The organism is Gallalistipes aquisgranensis, assembly GCF_014982715.1.
GTDB lineage: Bacteria > Bacteroidota > Bacteroidia > Bacteroidales > Rikenellaceae > Gallalistipes > Gallalistipes aquisgranensis.
On sequence record NZ_JADCJY010000001.1, the window covers coordinates 1,042,189 to 1,058,659 of the forward strand.

The 16,471-nt window shown below is 53.0% G+C and carries 17 protein-coding genes; 10 read left to right on the forward strand and 7 right to left on the reverse strand.

What is annotated here, in order from left to right:
* Positions 1-13: 13 nt before the first annotated feature.
* From INF32_RS03960 to INF32_RS03975, 4 genes are all read right to left on the reverse strand, one after another.
* A complete protein-coding gene (locus tag INF32_RS03960) occupies positions 14-601 on the reverse strand; it encodes a TetR/AcrR family transcriptional regulator (protein WP_226387110.1) in 588 nt (195 codons plus the stop codon).
* A 313-nt stretch (positions 602-914) separates the two neighbouring features.
* Entirely contained in the window at positions 915-1,355 is a 441-nt protein-coding gene (locus INF32_RS03965) for a hypothetical protein (protein WP_226387111.1), read from the reverse strand.
* A complete protein-coding gene (locus tag INF32_RS03970; protein WP_226387112.1) occupies positions 1,352-2,014 on the reverse strand; it encodes a RibD family protein in 663 nt (220 codons plus the stop codon). The genes INF32_RS03965 and INF32_RS03970 overlap by 4 nt, the downstream gene beginning before the upstream one ends.
* Complete coding sequence (locus INF32_RS03975) at positions 2,011-3,276, reverse strand: metallophosphoesterase (RefSeq protein ID WP_226387113.1); 1,266 nt, start codon at positions 3,274-3,276, stop codon at positions 2,011-2,013. The genes INF32_RS03970 and INF32_RS03975 overlap by 4 nt, the downstream gene beginning before the upstream one ends.
* A 157-nt stretch (positions 3,277-3,433) precedes the next feature.
* On the opposite strand from INF32_RS03975, the gene INF32_RS03980 reads away from it, so the two are divergent.
* Together INF32_RS03980 and INF32_RS03985 are read left to right on the forward strand one after the other, a co-directional pair.
* Positions 3,434-4,726 (forward strand): DcaP family trimeric outer membrane transporter, encoded by a 1,293-nt coding sequence (locus INF32_RS03980; RefSeq protein WP_226387114.1) that lies wholly within the window; start codon positions 3,434-3,436, stop codon positions 4,724-4,726.
* A gap of 253 nt (positions 4,727-4,979) precedes the next feature.
* Positions 4,980-6,347 (forward strand): TrpB-like pyridoxal phosphate-dependent enzyme, encoded by a 1,368-nt coding sequence (locus tag INF32_RS03985; protein WP_226387115.1) that lies wholly within the window; start codon positions 4,980-4,982, stop codon positions 6,345-6,347.
* Positions 6,348-6,392: 45 nt separating this feature from the next.
* On the opposite strand, the gene INF32_RS03990 is transcribed toward INF32_RS03985, so the two are convergent.
* Positions 6,393-6,761, reverse strand: a complete 369-nt coding sequence (locus INF32_RS03990; protein WP_226387116.1) for a DUF4491 family protein — start codon at positions 6,759-6,761, stop codon at positions 6,393-6,395.
* Between the two features lie 93 nt (positions 6,762-6,854).
* Positions 6,855-7,736, reverse strand: coding sequence for an EamA family transporter (locus INF32_RS03995; RefSeq protein ID WP_226387117.1), 882 nt, complete (start codon positions 7,734-7,736; stop codon positions 6,855-6,857).
* 181 nt (positions 7,737-7,917) lie between these two features.
* Here INF32_RS03995 and INF32_RS04000 point away from each other — a divergent pair, with 181 nt between their 5' ends.
* Positions 7,918-8,262, forward strand: coding sequence for a cupin domain-containing protein (locus tag INF32_RS04000; protein ID WP_226387118.1), 345 nt, complete (start codon positions 7,918-7,920; stop codon positions 8,260-8,262).
* 47 nt (positions 8,263-8,309) lie between these two features.
* Here the strand turns inward: INF32_RS04000 and rbr are convergent, their stop codons facing one another.
* Positions 8,310-8,888 (reverse strand): rubrerythrin, encoded by a 579-nt coding sequence (rbr, locus tag INF32_RS04005; RefSeq protein WP_226387119.1) that lies wholly within the window; start codon positions 8,886-8,888, stop codon positions 8,310-8,312.
* A gap of 142 nt (positions 8,889-9,030) precedes the next feature.
* Between rbr and INF32_RS04010 the strand changes: the two genes are divergently transcribed.
* From INF32_RS04010 to INF32_RS04040, 7 genes are all read left to right on the forward strand, one after another.
* Positions 9,031-9,435: a DUF2721 domain-containing protein gene (locus INF32_RS04010; RefSeq protein ID WP_226387120.1), complete on the forward strand. Its 405-nt coding sequence runs from the start codon at positions 9,031-9,033 to the stop codon at positions 9,433-9,435.
* Between the two features lie 39 nt (positions 9,436-9,474).
* A complete protein-coding gene (gene ettA / locus INF32_RS04015; protein ID WP_226387121.1) occupies positions 9,475-11,145 on the forward strand; it encodes an energy-dependent translational throttle protein EttA in 1,671 nt (556 codons plus the stop codon).
* 88 nt (positions 11,146-11,233) lie between these two features.
* The gene (gene hisS / locus INF32_RS04020; RefSeq protein WP_226387122.1) at positions 11,234-12,592 is read left to right on the forward strand and encodes a histidine--tRNA ligase; all 1,359 of its coding nucleotides are present in this window, start codon (positions 11,234-11,236) and stop codon (positions 12,590-12,592) included.
* Complete coding sequence (locus INF32_RS04025; protein ID WP_226387123.1) at positions 12,592-14,184, forward strand: S41 family peptidase; 1,593 nt, start codon at positions 12,592-12,594, stop codon at positions 14,182-14,184. Before hisS ends, INF32_RS04025 begins: the two co-directional genes overlap by 1 nt.
* Before the next feature lie 115 nt (positions 14,185-14,299).
* A complete protein-coding gene (locus INF32_RS04030) occupies positions 14,300-14,653 on the forward strand; it encodes a DUF3276 family protein (protein ID WP_226387124.1) in 354 nt (117 codons plus the stop codon).
* A 134-nt stretch (positions 14,654-14,787) separates the two neighbouring features.
* Positions 14,788-15,735, forward strand: a complete 948-nt coding sequence (locus INF32_RS04035) for a DUF368 domain-containing protein (protein ID WP_226387125.1) — start codon at positions 14,788-14,790, stop codon at positions 15,733-15,735.
* Positions 15,736-15,737: 2 nt separating this feature from the next.
* On the forward strand, positions 15,738-16,469 hold the full coding sequence (locus tag INF32_RS04040) for a shikimate dehydrogenase family protein (protein WP_226387126.1): 732 nt from the start codon (positions 15,738-15,740) through the stop codon (positions 16,467-16,469).
* Positions 16,470-16,471 lie beyond the last annotated feature (2 nt).

A 16,471-nucleotide genomic window follows, 5' to 3' on the forward strand; every position in this document is an offset into this window, starting at 1 on the left:
TACATGCTTTAGTTTATCTTGCTTTTATCAATCTCATCGCCTGCCCGACAATATGGCCGGTATCCGCACAATCCGGCTCTTTACAACTGATTATCCGATTGTAACGCAATGCGAGGTATTGCATCGGCAACCCGATCATCGCATGGTAAAGATCATCGGGCAACAAGTCGCTCCTTATCCCGGGACTGTTACGGATCATAATCATCAACTCTTCTGCCAAAGCGTCCACCCGGGCCGTCAATGCGGGACGGATCGTTACGGAGAAATCATTGAGCAGCATGATCAAAAATTTTATCCGGGCTTCGTTCTCCCGGGATATTTGCAGGATGTGGAGAATCACTCCTTCCACGATCTCCTCCACCCCGTGCTTTTCTGCGATCAGCGAAGATATTTTCTCGTTGATAATGTTGAAGTAAAGTTCCAGCATATCATTGATAAGCTCCTCTTTTCCTGAATAATGGCGATAGAGGTAACCTACCGATACGCCGGCCCTCTTCGCGATTGCTGCCACCGAACAGTTGGGAATCCCCTGCTCGCTGATGATTTCGATTGCCGCATCGCGTATCCGTTCGATTTTCGATGTATCAATTCTTTTCGACATGATTCACTTTAATAAATGAATGATTATTCATTCATATTCGAGTGCAAATATGAAAAGTATTTTGCGATTCTCCAAAAAATAATGAATGAATATTCATTTATTTTTAAAGGCTTGACAAAGGCCATGCTTACTCCATTAACTGGACTTTACGAGATGATACAAAAGCGGCCCCTTGCAATTTTCACAAAAGAAATATGGAAGTGGTGCTGATTGCTATCCGGTTATTGGCCGGATAACCGATAACGGAATGTGATCGACGTAATGAACTTGACGCGATTCAAAAAGGCCTTCTTGTTTTTCAATCATTAAAAAATCAGCCACATATATGCCGATTGATCTCCCTCACCTCTGCGGCCTCTCCGGGCAGGACCACTACATCGACACCGGCCTTGCGAAGCAACTCCTCCCCATGGCACTCCACGAAACATGGAGGTTCCTTGAGTGCGAAAACCACTTTGGAAAAACCGTAACGCAAAATCAGTTCCGTACACGATTCAGGTTTCGATTTACGAAGGGAACAAGGTTCCATCGAACTGTACATCGTCGCACCGCGCAGGTCTTCCCCGGCCGCAAGAGCTTTGGCAATGGCCTCCTCCTCCGCATGGTTCGCAGAACCGGTTTCATGAGTATACCCCGTGTAACTGCGGCCCGAAGGCAATACCACGACCGCCCCTACGCAATAAGCGCTGCAGGTCGGCACACAGCGACGGCTTTGCCTTATCGCCTCCTTCAGATATTCCAGATCGGTTTTCATCGTTTCAATTCGTAACGCATTACGGCCATATCCCCTACTTTGCGGACTTCGAGCAACGCCATCCTGCGTTCCCGGCCGAAAGGATAATTTCCATCTGTCACCAGTCGCGGAGCGCCTCCTTGTCCCACGAAAAAGGGCGCCACGGCCAGGCGGAATTCATCCACCATGTTTTCTTCGAAAAACAGGCCGAGCACATGGCTCCCCCCTTCCACCAGCAAGGAGCGGAATCCCCGGCTCCCGAGTTCTTCGACGACGGCACGCGCCGTCAACCGGGGAAGGGTGACGATCGAGGAGACTTCCGAAATCCGGTCACGTACGGAAGAGGGAACGGATTCCGGCAAAAAAACGATTTTTTCTCCCTCCCCTTCCGAGAAAAAACGGAGGTCGACCGGCAAGTTTCCCGTTCCGCTGAGTGTCACTTTCGCCAAATCCGGACATTGCCCCCGGACGATCCGTTCGGCCCGGAGCCCGGAGTCGCGGATCACAAGAGCCGGATTATCCCTGCGAAGCGTTTCTGCCCCTACGAGTATTGCATCACATTCGGCCCGGAGCCGATGTACCTCGGCCCAGTCTTCCGGCCCGGAGAGTACCAGCCGGCGGGGAGTCAGGTCGTCGAGACAACCGTCTGCGGACACGGCCGCCGATACGATCACTTTCATGGCCGGATCGTTTTTGCGCGGGTGTCGGTCCCGTGATGCAGCACGATCAGCGTGACCTCCGGATAAGTCCCGATCCGCATGGGATAGAGTACGTATCCGATTCCGTCGTTAATATAGAGTTGGCGGTTTCCCTCTTCGTAAAGACCGCTCCACCGGGCATACATCCAGCGGGCGGGAGACCATGCCCACTTCCCGAGCCGGAATTTCACCTGCATACTGTGGACATGACCGGCAAGGGTAAGATCGCTTTTCCCCGCCACGAGCAGGTTGTCCCACAGTTGGGGCGCATGCGAAACGGTGATATTGTAAAGGGAGTCGGGCACTCCGTCGAAAGTTCTTTCCAAATCAACCCCGCACATGGAGGAAGCATGTCCGTTCAACTTGTAGTTCGCAGGGAAATTCACTCCCGAAATCGTGATCCGGTCCGTTCCCCGGGTCAGGAAACGGGATTCGTTCACCAACGGTATCCACCCCATCTGCCTTTGCAGGGTCAGCAGGCGTCTGACATTCTCTTCGGGCGAAAGTTTCAGTGTGTCATGGATGTAAACTCCCAGATCGTGGTTGCCCAGCACGGAATAGACCGGTGCCCGCACTCCGGAGAGTACGGAGACGATTTCCGGTGTAAGTTCCGTAACGTGACTGTTGACGAGATCTCCGCTGTTGACAACGATGTCGGGATGCAAGGCATTGATCGTATCAACCATCCGGGGCAGTATCCTGTCGCTGTGGATCAGCATGCCGATATGTGTATCGGAAAACTGCACGATCCGGAATCCGTCGAAAGCAGCCGGAATGCGGGGAGACGTGATGTCGACCCGCCGCACCTCGATCCGGCTGCGCCCTACACTCCCCCCCCAGAGCATGGCTGCGAATACACAGAGCCCCAATGCCGTCCCCGCATATCCGAACAGATGGAACGTCCGGTGCGTGATTTTTCTTACCAGCAGGTCGGGCAAGGAGACAAGTACATAGATCAATTTCGGCAGCGCATTCAGGAAAAAGAGGAAGAACACCCAACTCACGGCATGCAGCAACTGCGGCGATTCCCGATCAAGACTGTTCCGGTAAAAGATCAGCGCGGAGACGATGACCAGGTCTACTGCCAACGCATAGACGATATACCCTACCCTCATCCATTTCCCGAAACGATGCTTCCGGATTATCCTGCGGTATATGTAATAATCCACCAGCAGGGCGATGACGGAGATGACGGCTATGGCGTACACGATCATAATGCGGATACGTTTAGTAAGTTCCGGCATCCAAAAAGCGAACCGGATTCGGATGCGAAGATAATCATAAAATCCAAAAATGCTTTGGCATATATGTTGCTCCGAGGGGAGGCGGATCGAATTTTCTTGCATCCGAAACATTTTCTCTATCACTCAATCAAACTATTACGAACTAAATCAATCGTCTATGAAAACATTGAGACTTTTGCTCGTCGGACTGATTTTCACCTTGCAACTGCCTGCCCAAACCCGGACGGTCAACATTTACGAGTACCGCCCGAACGTGATCGTGACCGGATTGCGCGGTGATGCGGCAGACAGCGCCATGATCGGAGCCGCCGTCCGCCACTATTTCGAAACGCACGTCACCGGTTTCCAACAGTCGCATATGCCGCAGTTCATCATCACGGGACGCGACAACCGATTTCTGCTCGGCATCGGAGGATACGTGAATTTCCGTACGGCTTATGACTTCAGCGGCGTGGTGCAGAACGAAGATTTCGTAACCTACGACATTCCGATTCCGGGGAACGCGACGACCGCCCAACAATTGCGGATGGATGCGAGTACGTCACGGTTGTTTTTCAAGGCCATTGCCAACACGAAAAAACTGGGTCGTGTCATCACTTATATCGAAACCGACTTTCGGGGCGGCGACTACCGGTTGCGGCTCCGTTCCGCTTACATCTCTTTCAAGGGATGGCTGTTCGGACGCGACGTCACGACGTTCTGCGACCTGAATGCCAGCCCCACCACGATAGACTTCGAGGGCCCGAACGCCTACACGTTCGGATTCAACACCATGATCCGGTACACGCACGCGTTCAACGACCGTTGGAGTCTGGGTGCGGCTCTCGAAATGCCGGAGGTCAGCGGCACCTATGCCCCGGGGTTGATCGCCATTCCGCAGCGCCTGCCCGATCTGCCCGTCTACGTCCAGTACAATTGGGGCAGAAATCGGTTCAGCCATATCCGTGCCTCGGCCGTTTTCCGGGACATGTACTATCATGACGAAACGCTAGGTAAGAACAAGTCCGCTTTCGGCTGGGGCACCCAGCTGAGTACTGCGATCCGGGTTACCCGTCCGTTGATTCTTTTCGGACAGGCCGTCTACGGACGCGGCATTTCCCCTTACATTCAGGATATCGACGGGGCGGGTCTCGATATCGTTCCCGACCCGCGCCACCCGGACCAATTGCAGACCCTGCCGATGTTCGGCTGGTTCGGGGCGGCCCAGATCAACCTGCTCGACAACCTGTTCTGCTCGGGAGGATTCTCGCAGGTGAGGGTTTACAAGCGCAACGACTTCGGCACTTCCGACATGTACCGCACAGCCCAGTACATTTTCGGCAACGTGTTTTACCACATCACTCCCAACTGCCAGGTCGCACTGGAATACCTCTACGGCAAGCGCAAAAACATGGATAATGCATCGAACCATGCCAATCGGATACAGGCGATGATTCAATACAATTTCTGATTTTCATGACGATTTTTCCCGGATCGCTTTGATTCTTAAAATAATTTAATTATGTTTGCCGTATCAAAATAGAAAACAGATGTCGGGAACAATGAATCATGGCTGGTGGTGGCGCTCATTGCTTAGAAGTAAACAATGACGGCTTTACCATTGATCCCCGGTACGAAAACATAAAAGGCCCGTTGTTTACTTCGAACAACGGGCCTTAATTTTTTATATGGCAATCATTCAAATGTAAAACACATAACGCACTATGAGTAAAACGAAAAAAATCCTGCTGACCGACAAACAGATGCCCACCCGGTGGTACAACATTGTGGCGGATATGAAAAACCGCCCCCTGCCACCGCTCAATCCCAAGACGAAGAAACCCGTCACCAAAGAGGAAATGAGCGTTATCTTCGCCGAAGAGCTGATCGACCAGGAGATGTCCACGGAACGTTACATAGACATTCCCGAACAGGTTCAGGACGTCTACAAAATATGGCGCTCCACGCCTCTGACCCGGGCTTATGCTCTGGAAAAGGCGCTCGACACGCCGGCCAAAATCTATTTCAAAAACGAAAGCACTTCGCCCGCCGGTTCCCATAAACCCAATACGGCCATTCCGCAGGCCTATTACAACCACAAACAGGGCATCAAGCATCTGACGACCGAAACGGGCGGCGGCCAGTGGGGTACGGCCATCGCTTTCGCCTCGCAGTACTTCGATCTCGACCTGAAAGTATTCATGGTGAAGGTGAGCTACAACCAGAAGCCTTACCGTAAACTGATGATGAATGCATGGGGCGCCGATGTAATCCCCTCCCCCAGCACGCTTACACAGGCGGGCCGCGACATGCTGGCCAAAGACCCCGATTGCTCGGGCAGTCTGGGTCTGGCGATTTCGGAAGCCGTCGAAATGGCCGTCAAAGATCCGGAAACCACCAAATATTGCTTGGGAAGTGTATTGAACCATGTGCTGCTGCACCAGACTATCATAGGTGAAGAGGCGGTCATGCAAATGGAAATGGCCGGGGATATGCCCGACATCGTGATCGGCTGTTTCGGGGGCGGGTCGAACTTCGCGGGAATCGGATTCCCGTTCCTCAAGGAAAAACTGACCAAGGGAACCGACATCCGGGTTATCGCCGTAGAACCCGCTTCCTGTCCGAAACTCACGCGGGGCATCTTCCATTATGACTTCGGAGACACGGCCGGATTCACCCCACTGATTCCCATGTATACGTTAGGTCACAACTTCCAGCCGGCAGACATCCATGCCGGAGGCCTGCGTTACCACGGCGCCGGGGCTATCGTCAGCCAACTGCTCAAGGACGGCCTGATCGAGGCCCAGTCTGTTCCCCAGCTGGAAACCTTTGCGGCGGGTCTGACATTTGCCAAGACAGAGGGCATCATTCCGGCTCCCGAATCAACCCACGCCATCGCCGTTGCGATCCGGGAAGCGCTCAAAGCCAGGGAAGAGGGGAAAAGCAAAACCATTCTGTTCAACCTTTCGGGTCACGGCATGATCGACCTGTTCGCCTACGAACAGTATTTCGCGGGGAAACTCCAGAACTACGATCTGCCCGACTCGGTCATTCGGGCAAGTATCGAAGAACTGGATACCATCATCAAATAGGCCATCCGGCCATGCAAAAAATCCCGTCCCTTCCGACGGGATTTTTTATTGCCCTTTCCGGGCCGGACGCGTCCGGCCGGACTTTCCCGGTTCGCGCTCTTCGTCCCATCCGTACCTCCGCCGGGGATTGCGCGGAAACCATCCTTTTCTCACCCGTTTTTCCTGGTCGAAAATCTCCTTGATCGACCAGAAGGAAGAGAAAGCGAACACACCGAAAATCGTGGATGCCACAACATGGCGACACGCTAAGGAAGCCGCGATTCCGACGATACCCGACAGGAGAAAAAGCCACCATGAACGTGTTCCCCAGTAGTATTCGGCCTTGATCACCGCCGGATGAAAAAGCCCGATGATAAGAAACGTGCAGATTCCGATCACAAGTCCGGACAGATTATGGTTTTCGATCCACTCCATATTTCATTACTCTTTTGGTGAATTTAACCTTACCCGATTCCGGAACAAATATACTAAATCGACGGAGTTTTCCATCCGGCCGGCAAAATCTACTCACTTCGCCGTTCGGGATTTCGAATGCAGTATAACGATGATTACCGCCGTAACGATCAAGCAAAGTCCTGCCGCCGAAAGCGTTCCGAAAGTTTCGCCGAAATAGAACACCCCGACCAGAATGGCGGTCAGAGGTTCCATTGATCCCAAAATGGCAGTCATGGTCGATCCGATATTTTTGACGGCCAGCACCAGGGCGAGGTTGGAGACGACTGTAGGCAGCAATGCCAGCAACAAGGCATCTCCCGCCAGGCGGAAACTCGGCAGCCTTTCGATTCCCGTGGTCGTCGCAGCATAAACCAGGAACATCGTCGCAGCGGAAAGCAACACATAGAAAGTCAGCACAACGGAATCCATCCGGACGACTCTCGTTTTGTTGACACCGACGATATAGCAGGCGTAGGTGACGACCGTGACGAGCACCATCGAAATTCCTCTGAACGTAGCAGAGGAATCCTCTTCGCCCCAGCTCAGCAGGGCAACTCCGGCAACCGACAGGACGGCTGCGACGATCAGCCACAAGGAACATTTCTCCCGGAAAAAAAGAATCATAACCAGCGTGACCACCAACGGATAGAGAAAATGGATGGTGGTCGCCATTCCGCTGGGTATAAATTCGTAGGACATCAGCAGCCAGAGCGAGGTGGCTGCATACAGGCCTCCGAGCGCCAGAAAGATCATCATATCCTTGAAGCCGATTTTCAGTCTGCGATGCGTGCCCCTGGCGATCAACCCCATCAGCAATGCGGCGATTCCCATCCGGTAGAACAAAATGGTCGGGGTCCCGACTCCCGCCTTCAGCAGGGGAATGGAAAACAGGGGTACCAGCCCGAAGGTAGCCGACGACACGATTGCGAACAAAAGACCTTTGACGTTGTTCATGATAACGGAATGTGCGGTGTAATTTTCTGCCGGACCGGCGGCCCGCAAAGATAAGCACGAATCCGTCAAAAAGAACCGGTCGCCTTCCGTTTTGTCAAAGGCACAAAGCGGTCGGGAAACGAAAAATGATTAAATTCGTCCCGGATTCCGACGAACGGCAATCCGACAAAAGCAGGAAGCAATGAAAACACGAAGCCAAACATTTCTGATCGAGAACGAGTTGCCGTGGGAGCCGGCCGGCGAAGGTGTCCGGCGTCAAATCATGGGTTACGACGGGCAGGTCATGATGGTAAAGGTCCGGTTCGAAAAGGGGGCGGTCGGCACGCCTCATACGCACTATCACACCCAGGTGAGTTACGTTGTAAACGGCCTATTCGAGGTCTCATCGAACGGGGAGACCCGCACGTTGGGACCCGGCGACGGTTTCTATGCGGAACCCGATGCCACACACGGGGTCGTCTGTCTGGAAGCTGGCACGCTGTTGGACGTATTCACGCCGCTCAGAGACGATTTTCTGAAAAAATAAAAAACTGCCGGATATTCCGGCAGTTTTTCTTTCATCGAATTTCCCTGTCAGTAGTTTTCTTTCTTGGGTTCGAAATAGGCCTGGGGATGGGCGCAGGCCGGGCATGACTGGGGCGCCGTTTTCCCTTTGTGGACATACCCGCAATTACGGCATTGCCACTCGATCTCTTCGTCGCGCTCGAACACCTTGTCTTCCTCTACCCTGGCAAGCAGCTTGCGGTAACGGGCCTCGTGCTCTGCTTCCACTTTGGCTACATTACGGAACGTCGCAGCAATGGCGGGAAACCCCTCCTCCTCGGCCACCTTGGCGAATTCGGGATAGAGCTCGGCCCACTCCTCGTTTTCACCTTCAGCCGCAGCCTTCAGGTTTTCGGCGGTGGTGCCGATCACTCCGGCCGGATAGGATGCCGTAATTTCGACCATGCCGCCTTCAAGGTATTTGAAAAATTTCTTGGCGTGCTCCTTCTCCTGCTCGGCCGTCTCCATAAACACACCTGCGATCTGTTCGAAGCCCTCCTTCTTTGCCACGCTGGCGAAGAAAGTGTAACGGCTGCGGGCCTGCGACTCACCTGCGAACGATTTCAGCAGGTTCTGTTCGGTTCTGGTTCCTTTAACGCTTTTTCCCATCTTTTTGAATTTTTAGCTGGTTCGTAACTTTTTATGTCAACAAAGATAACAAAAATGCAAAATATTCCAACCCGTTTTCCCTATCATTTGTTTTTATGGTCTTATAAGTTATGCCTATCTTTGCGGGAAACGAACACAAGTCATGGAAGAACTCACTCTGGCCACTCCGTCGATCCTCTTTTCGGCCATTTCGCTCATCATGCTGGCCTACACTAACCGGTTCCTCTCCTACGCACAGGTGATCCGCAACATATCCGCGGAGTACCGCAAAACGCCCAGCCGCGAGGTGCTCCATCAGATCAAGAACCTCAAAAAAAGGCTGTATCTCACCCGAAGCATGCAAATACTCGGCATCTTCAGCCTGTTTCTCTGCGTAGTATGCACTTTCTTCATTTACGTGGGGTGGCAGATGGCGGCTGTCTACATCTTCGCTGCGGCCCTGATCTCGCTGATCGTTTCGCTCGGCATCTCGATCCGGGAGATTCTGATCTCGGTACGGGCACTGGAGATACACCTCGAAGGTATGGAAAACGGAAAAAAAGAGTAAATTTGCGGAACATTAACCCATAACAACCCAAAACGAAACATGGCAGACGAAAAGATCATATTCTCGATGGTGGGCGTCAGCAAGACCTTCACCAACCAGAAAAAGGTTCTCAACAACATCTATCTCTCTTTCTTCTACGGAGCAAAAATAGGTATCATCGGACTGAACGGCTCTGGAAAATCGACCCTGATGAAGATCATCGCCGGAATAGACAAAAACTATCAGGGGGAAGTGGTTTTCTCCCCCGGTTATTCGGTGGGATATCTGGAACAGGAACCGAAACTGGACGACACGAAGACCGTAAAAGAGGTCGTTCAGGAAGGATGCGCCGATGTGGTCGCTCTGCTCAAGGAGTATGAAGAGGTGAATACCAAATTCATGGAACCCATGGACGACGATCAGATGAACAAACTGATCGAACGGCAGGGGGAACTGACCGAACTGATCGAACAGAAGAGCGGCTGGGAACTGGACAGCGTGCTTGACCGGGCGATGGATGCCCTGCGCTGCCCCGACCCCGACACCCCGGTCAAGCATCTCTCCGGAGGCGAACGTCGCCGGGTAGCTCTTTGCCGCCTGTTGTTGCAGCAGCCCGACGTGTTGCTGTTGGACGAGCCGACCAACCACCTTGATGCGGAAAGCGTGGACTGGCTGGAACAGCATCTCCAACAATACAAGGGTACGGTGATCGCCGTCACCCACGACCGCTATTTCCTCGATCACGTGGCAGGATGGATTCTGGAACTCGACCGGGGAGAGGGCATTCCCTGGAAAGGCAACTATTCCAGCTGGCTGGAGCAGAAATCGAACCGCCTGGCCCTCGAAGAGAAACAGGAGAGCAAACGCCGCAAGACGCTCGAACGCGAACTGGAGTGGGTACGGATGAACCCCAAGGGACGCCAGGCCAAGAGCAAGGCCCGTCTGGCCTCTTACGACAGAATGCTGAACGAGGATGCCAAGCAGAAGGAGGAGAAACTGGAAATCTATATTCCCAACGGTCCCCGCCTGGGCGATGTGGTGATCGAAGCGAAAAACGTGAGCAAAGCGTTCGGGGACCGGCTTCTGTATGAGAATCTCAATTTCACCCTCCCTCCCGCCGGCATCGTAGGGGTGATCGGTCCCAACGGAACGGGGAAAACCACGCTGTTCCGGATGATCATGGGGCTCGAAAAACCCACTTCGGGCGAATTCAAGGTAGGCGAAACGGTAAAGCTGGCCTATGTGGACCAGCAGCACAAGTCGATCGACCCGGAAAAAACGGTCTATGAAGTGATTTCCGAGAACAGCGACATCATTACCCTCGGGAACCGGACGGTCAATGCACGGGCCTACGTCGCCCGCTTCAACTTTTCGGGTGCCGATCAGGAAAAGAAGTGCGGCATGCTGTCGGGTGGTGAACGCAACCGGCTCCATTTGGCGCTGGCACTGAAGGAACAAGGTAATGTACTGCTGCTGGACGAGCCGACCAACGATGTGGATGTCAACACACTGCGCGCCCTGGAGGAAGGGTTGGAAAACTTTGCCGGCTGTGCCGTAGTAATTTCCCACGACCGATGGTTCCTCGACCGTATCGCCACACACATTCTTTCGTTCGAAGGCGACTCGCAGGTAGTCTTTTTCGAGGGAAGTTACAGCGAATACGAGGAGCGAAAAAAACAGATGGGCGACACGACGCCCCATCGCGTAAAATACAAAAAACTGATGGCATAAAGGCATGAACGAAGGAAACTCCTGATTCATAATCAGGAGTTCTTTCAGTCGTGTCCTTATGACCGAAACGTTCAATACCACATAAAAAATGTCTGCTCAAAAACCATCCATCCCCAAAGGGACCCGTGACTTTTCGCCTGCTGAAATGATCCGGCGTACCTATATGTTCGACACGATCAAAAGCGTGTTCCGCAATTTCGGATTCCTTCCGCTGGAGACTCCTGCCATGGAGAATCTGTCTACCCTGCTGGGGAAGTACGGAGACGAAGGTGACAAACTTCTTTTCAAGATACTTAACTCCGGAGACTTCACGGAGAAGATCACCCCGGAACAGCTTTCCCATCCCAATGCGCTGGCCACACGGATTTGCGAAAAAGGGTTGCGTTACGATCTGACGGTGCCTTTCGCCCGGTACGTGGTGCAACACCAAGGAGAGATTTCGTTTCCGTTCCGGCGTTACCAGGTGCAGCCCGTGTGGCGGGCCGACCGGCCGCAAAAGGGACGTTACCGCGAGTTTTACCAGTGCGACGTGGATATTATCGGCAGCCGCAGTCTGACCAACGAAGTCGAGCTGATCCAGATCGTCGAAGAGGTATTCGGCCGCCTCGGCATTCGAGTAGTGCTGAAGATGAACAATCGCAAAATCCTGTATGGCATAGCCGAGAGTATCGGCTATGCGGACAAGATGATGGATATTACGGTAGCCATCGACAAACTGGACAAAATCGGACTGGAGAATGTCAATGCGGAACTTCTTTCCAAAGGTATCGGAGAGGAAGCGATAGCCAAACTCGAACCGATACTGAAGTTGTCCGGTTCGAACGAGCAGAAACTGAATTTATTGGAGACGATCATCGGCGGGTCGGAAACCGGCCTGAAAGGGATCGGAGAGATGCGTACCATTTTCGGATATACGGAATCGCTCGGTACGGAACTGGAGGTGGAACTTGATCTGTCCCTGGCACGGGGATTGAATTATTACACGGGAGCCATCTTCGAAGTGAAAGCGAAGGATTTCGCCATCGGAAGCATCTGCGGAGGCGGCCGCTACGACGATCTTACGGGAATTTTCGGCATGCCCAACACTTCGGGAGTCGGTATTTCATTCGGAGCAGACCGCATATACGACGTGCTGACAGGGCTGAATCTCTTTCCGGAAGAGGCCGACCTTTCCACCCGGGTCATTTTCCTCAATCTCGGGGGAGACGAGGAGCTCGCCTCGCTCCGGTTGTTGGCCGAAGTGCGTAAGTCGGGGATCGCAGCCGAAATCTATCCCGAAAACGGAAAAATGAAGAAGCAGATGGAATATGCTAACCGGCGGGGAATTCCCTTCGTGGCCATCATCGGCAGCGAAGAGCTCTCTTCCGGGTGCCTAACACTGAAAAACATGCGTAGCGGCGAACAGGAAAAAATCCCGTTCGGCGAGCTCGCCAAACACCTTGCATAATGAAACGCATCCTCATCATCCTTTGCATCTTACCGTTGTGTTGTCTGGCTCAGCGAACGCCCCGTCATGCGGGAACGGACCCCACGTTGCAGCTCCAGAAATTCAACCAGTTTTACCGCTATCTGAACGGTGCGTATGTTGACACGATCAATAACGAGAGGCTGATCGAGGACGCTATCAAGAAGATTCTTTCGGAACTGGACCCCCATTCGGCCTATGTGTCGGCAGAGGACATGGTGCCGGTCGAGGAGTCGTTTCAGGGAAGTTTCAGCGGCATCGGAGTGGAATTCAATGTATTGAACGACACATTGCTCGTAGTGAATACCGTTGCGGGAGGTCCTTCCGAAAAGGTCGGCGTTCTGCCGAACGACCGGATCGTCGCGGTGGACGGGGAGTCGGTGATCGGAATCAAACAGGCTCGGGTTCCCAAAGTGCTCCGGGGTCCCAAGGGATCGGTGGTGGAGATCGAGGTGCTGCGCAGAGGGGAAACGACCCCGATCAGTTTCCGTATCACGCGGGACGATATCCCGATCAATACGGTCGATGCGGCATACAAAATCGATGACAAGACGGGGTATATCAAGGTGAACCGTTTTGCCGCCACCACGATGAAAGAGGTCGAGGAGGCATTCGGGAAAATGGGGGAAATCGACGCACTGATTCTCGATCTGCGGGGAAACGGAGGCGGTTTTCTGGACCAGGCGGTCAAACTCGGAAACTTTTTCCTTCCGGAGGGTGCAACGATCGTCTCTACGGAAGGACGTCTCGTACCCCCCGAACGATTTTCCGCGCGGGCAGACGGTGCCTATCGTAAAGGCAAAGTGGTCGTACTGATAGACGAATCGTCCGCTTCGGCCAGCGAAATCGTGGCCGGAGCCATACAGGACTGGGACCGGGGAGTCGTTATCGGCCGCCGCAGTTTCGGAAAGGGCCTGGTGCAGCGCCAGTTCCCGCTGATCGACGGTTCCGCCGTACGTATTACCGTAGCCCGCTATCATACGCCAACGGGACGCGTCATTCAGCGACCTTTCGAAAAAGGAAACCAGCAGGCCTACTACGAGGCTTTCGCCAAACGGTTCGAGAACGGTACGGATTCGCTTAAAGCTGTCGATTCCCTGCGTTATACCACACTTCGCAGCGGCCGTCCCGTGTACGGTGGCGGCGGAATATACCCCGACATCTATGTACCTTTGGATACGACGGGTTATTCGCAATATTGGTCGAAACTGGTTCGCCGGGGAGTCATTTCCGAGTTCGTAATCCAGTATCTGGATAAACACAGAGCCGAATTGCAAAGGGCCTACCCCACTTTCGAAAAGTTTCAGTCTTCGTTTACCGTTACGCCTGAAATGCTGCAGCAACTCGTTGCGCTCGGCGAAAAGAGAGATGTCTCTCCCGATCCGGCCGGGCTTAAAACTTCGGAACAGGCGATCGCCCTTCAGATCAAAGCCCTCATCGCGCAGAAAATGTGGAATATGACCGAATATTTCAGGATCATCAATTCGGAAAACGATCCTGAACTGGAGCGTGCGCTCGACGTACTCCGAAACTGGGACAAAACGCCTGAAACGGACGGAATCGGGGATATTTGACCGATATTCTCCTGTTTTACCGGCGAAAATAACAACCGCGACTATGTTTGCGGTTGTTATTTTTTTATTATATTTGTTCTACAACTACATCCTAATAATGAAATTTTAAACAGACATGGCAGATTTTGATCTAAAGAAAGAGAATGATGCGGAAGGGGGCGAGGAGGTCTATTCGAAAGCCGTACGCGCTGGCCGGCGCACTTATTTTTTTGATGTGAAGGCCACCCGCAACGACGATTATTTCCTGACCATCACCGAGAGCCGTAAGAAACTGGGCAAGGACGGGAATTTCTTTTTCGACAAACACAAAATTTATCTGTACAAAGAGGATTTCGCCAAATTCGCCGACGGACTGGATGAGGTCGTGAATTTCATCAAGGAACATAAGCCGGAATTTTTCGCCGGACAGCAAGACGGCGAATTGCCCGGGGAAACCTTGTCGGTCGATGATGAGTTCGAAAAGTTGTAAGGGATCACCACTTTTTTTGCGGTCGAGACAAAGCCGGTCCTTTCAGAGGCCGGCTTTTTCAGATAATTTAACGGAGAGGGTCCTTGCCCCCTCCATCAAAAATCGTATATTTGTCCGAAAATTCGGAACATTCAATGAAGAACACGAATCATATCCTGCTCGTATTGAAAGGCTGTGCCATGGGAGCCGCCGATGTGGTCCCCGGCGTATCGGGCGGTACGATCGCTTTCATATCGGGCATTTACGGAGAACTGATCGAGTCGATCCGGAGCTTCGACATGGAGGCCGTCAAATACTTATTCACGCTGAAATTAGGAAAGTTCTGGGGCAAAATCAACGGAAATTTCCTGGCATCGGTCATAGCGGGAATCGCCGTCTCGATCTTCTCGCTGGCCCGTCTGATGACCTATCTGCTCGAAAATCATCCGATCTACATCTGGTCGTTCTTTTTCGGACTGATCATCGCATCGTCCCTGTTGGTTTCCAAGGAGGTGACCCGCTGGCGGACAGGAAGCGTCATCTCCCTGCTGGCCGGTATCGCAGCGGCTTACCTGATCACGGCCCTCTCCCCTGCATCGACGCCCGATACATGGTGGTTCGTCATGCTCTCGGGTGCCATCGCTATCTGCGCCATGATCTTGCCCGGGATCTCCGGGGCTTTTATCCTGCTGTTGCTTGGCAAATACATGTACATCATGGATGCGGTAGCCAATCTAAGGATCGGAATCATCCTGCTCTTTGTCATCGGAGCGGCGGCAGGGATCATCAGTTTCTCCCACTTCCTTTCCTGGCTGCTGCGTAACCACCACAACATGACCATCGCCCTGCTCACGGGCTTCATGATCGGTTCGCTCAATAAAGTATGGCCCTGGAAACAGGTTCTTTCCACCTATACAGATTCGCACGGGACGGAACACCCCCTTATGGAGGCGAACGTTCTGCCTTCCGGATACGCCTCCCTCACAGGCTCCGATCCGTTATTTTGGGAAGCGATTGTCATGTGCGCCGCAGGATTTCTGCTGATCTGGGGGATCGAACAGATCGGGAAACGCATGAAAAACACACCAAACGCCGACAGATAGATATGGCCCGACTTTACGGATTGATCGGATACCCGCTAGGGCACTCCTTTTCGGAAAAATATTTCGCTGCCAAGCTCTCGTCTCTGCACTCAGATGCATTGTACCGTAATTTTCCGCTGGAGCGGATCGACCTGCTTCCGACATTGATCCGCAGTCATCCGGAACTATGCGGTTTCAATGTCACCATCCCCTATAAAGAGCAGATTATCCCTTATCTGGACAAGTTGGATGAGGAGGCAGCCCGTGTCGGAGCCGTTAACTGCGTACGGATCGAAAATGGGAAACTGACCGGTTATAATGCCGACATATACGGTTTCGAAAGTTCCCTGCTGACACTGATCGGAGGGGAGCGGCCCGCCGCCCTCGTGTTGGGCAGCGGAGGAGCTTCGAAAGCGGTGAAATTCGTATTATCCCGTTTGCAAATGCCCTTTGTGGAAGTTTCCCGGACCAAGCGATCGGGCAATCTGACCTATGGAGAACTCTCACCGGAAGTGATGGAACGACATCTGTTGATCGTAAACACCACCCCGCTCGGCACGTTTCCCGATACGGAATCCGCTCCGGCTATTCCCTACGATCTCCTTACGTCCCGGCATTGTCTTTTCGACCTGGTCTACAACCCCCCCCTCACCCGGTTTCTCTCACAGGGTCAGACTCACGGTGCCGCCATAAAAAACGGCTACGACATGCTGGTCGGACAGGCCGAAAAGTCGTGGGAGATATGGACCCGATAGGT

Excerpts from the sequence above, each read along its gene's own strand:
- INF32_RS03960 (WP_226387110.1), bottom strand. The coding sequence starts at position 601 with ATGTCGAAAAGAATTGATACATCGAAAATCGAACGGATACGCGATGCG.
- INF32_RS03965 (WP_226387111.1), bottom strand. The coding sequence starts at position 1,355 with ATGAAAACCGATCTGGAATATCTGAAGGAGGCGATAAGGCAAAGCCGT.
- INF32_RS03970 (WP_226387112.1), bottom strand. The coding sequence starts at position 2,014 with ATGAAAGTGATCGTATCGGCGGCCGTGTCCGCAGACGGTTGTCTCGAC.
- INF32_RS03975 (WP_226387113.1), bottom strand. The coding sequence starts at position 3,276 with ATGCCGGAACTTACTAAACGTATCCGCATTATGATCGTGTACGCCATA.
- INF32_RS03980 (WP_226387114.1), top strand. The coding sequence starts at position 3,434 with ATGAAAACATTGAGACTTTTGCTCGTCGGACTGATTTTCACCTTGCAA.
- INF32_RS03985 (WP_226387115.1), top strand. The coding sequence starts at position 4,980 with ATGAGTAAAACGAAAAAAATCCTGCTGACCGACAAACAGATGCCCACC.
- INF32_RS03990 (WP_226387116.1), bottom strand. The coding sequence starts at position 6,761 with ATGGAGTGGATCGAAAACCATAATCTGTCCGGACTTGTGATCGGAATC.
- INF32_RS03995 (WP_226387117.1), bottom strand. The coding sequence starts at position 7,736 with ATGAACAACGTCAAAGGTCTTTTGTTCGCAATCGTGTCGTCGGCTACC.
- INF32_RS04000 (WP_226387118.1), top strand. The coding sequence starts at position 7,918 with ATGAAAACACGAAGCCAAACATTTCTGATCGAGAACGAGTTGCCGTGG.
- rbr (WP_226387119.1), bottom strand. The coding sequence starts at position 8,888 with ATGGGAAAAAGCGTTAAAGGAACCAGAACCGAACAGAACCTGCTGAAA.
- INF32_RS04010 (WP_226387120.1), top strand. The coding sequence starts at position 9,031 with ATGGAAGAACTCACTCTGGCCACTCCGTCGATCCTCTTTTCGGCCATT.
- ettA (WP_226387121.1), top strand. The coding sequence starts at position 9,475 with ATGGCAGACGAAAAGATCATATTCTCGATGGTGGGCGTCAGCAAGACC.
- hisS (WP_226387122.1), top strand. The coding sequence starts at position 11,234 with ATGTCTGCTCAAAAACCATCCATCCCCAAAGGGACCCGTGACTTTTCG.
- INF32_RS04025 (WP_226387123.1), top strand. The coding sequence starts at position 12,592 with ATGAAACGCATCCTCATCATCCTTTGCATCTTACCGTTGTGTTGTCTG.
- INF32_RS04030 (WP_226387124.1), top strand. The coding sequence starts at position 14,300 with ATGGCAGATTTTGATCTAAAGAAAGAGAATGATGCGGAAGGGGGCGAG.
- INF32_RS04035 (WP_226387125.1), top strand. The coding sequence starts at position 14,788 with ATGAAGAACACGAATCATATCCTGCTCGTATTGAAAGGCTGTGCCATG.
- INF32_RS04040 (WP_226387126.1), top strand. The coding sequence starts at position 15,738 with ATGGCCCGACTTTACGGATTGATCGGATACCCGCTAGGGCACTCCTTT.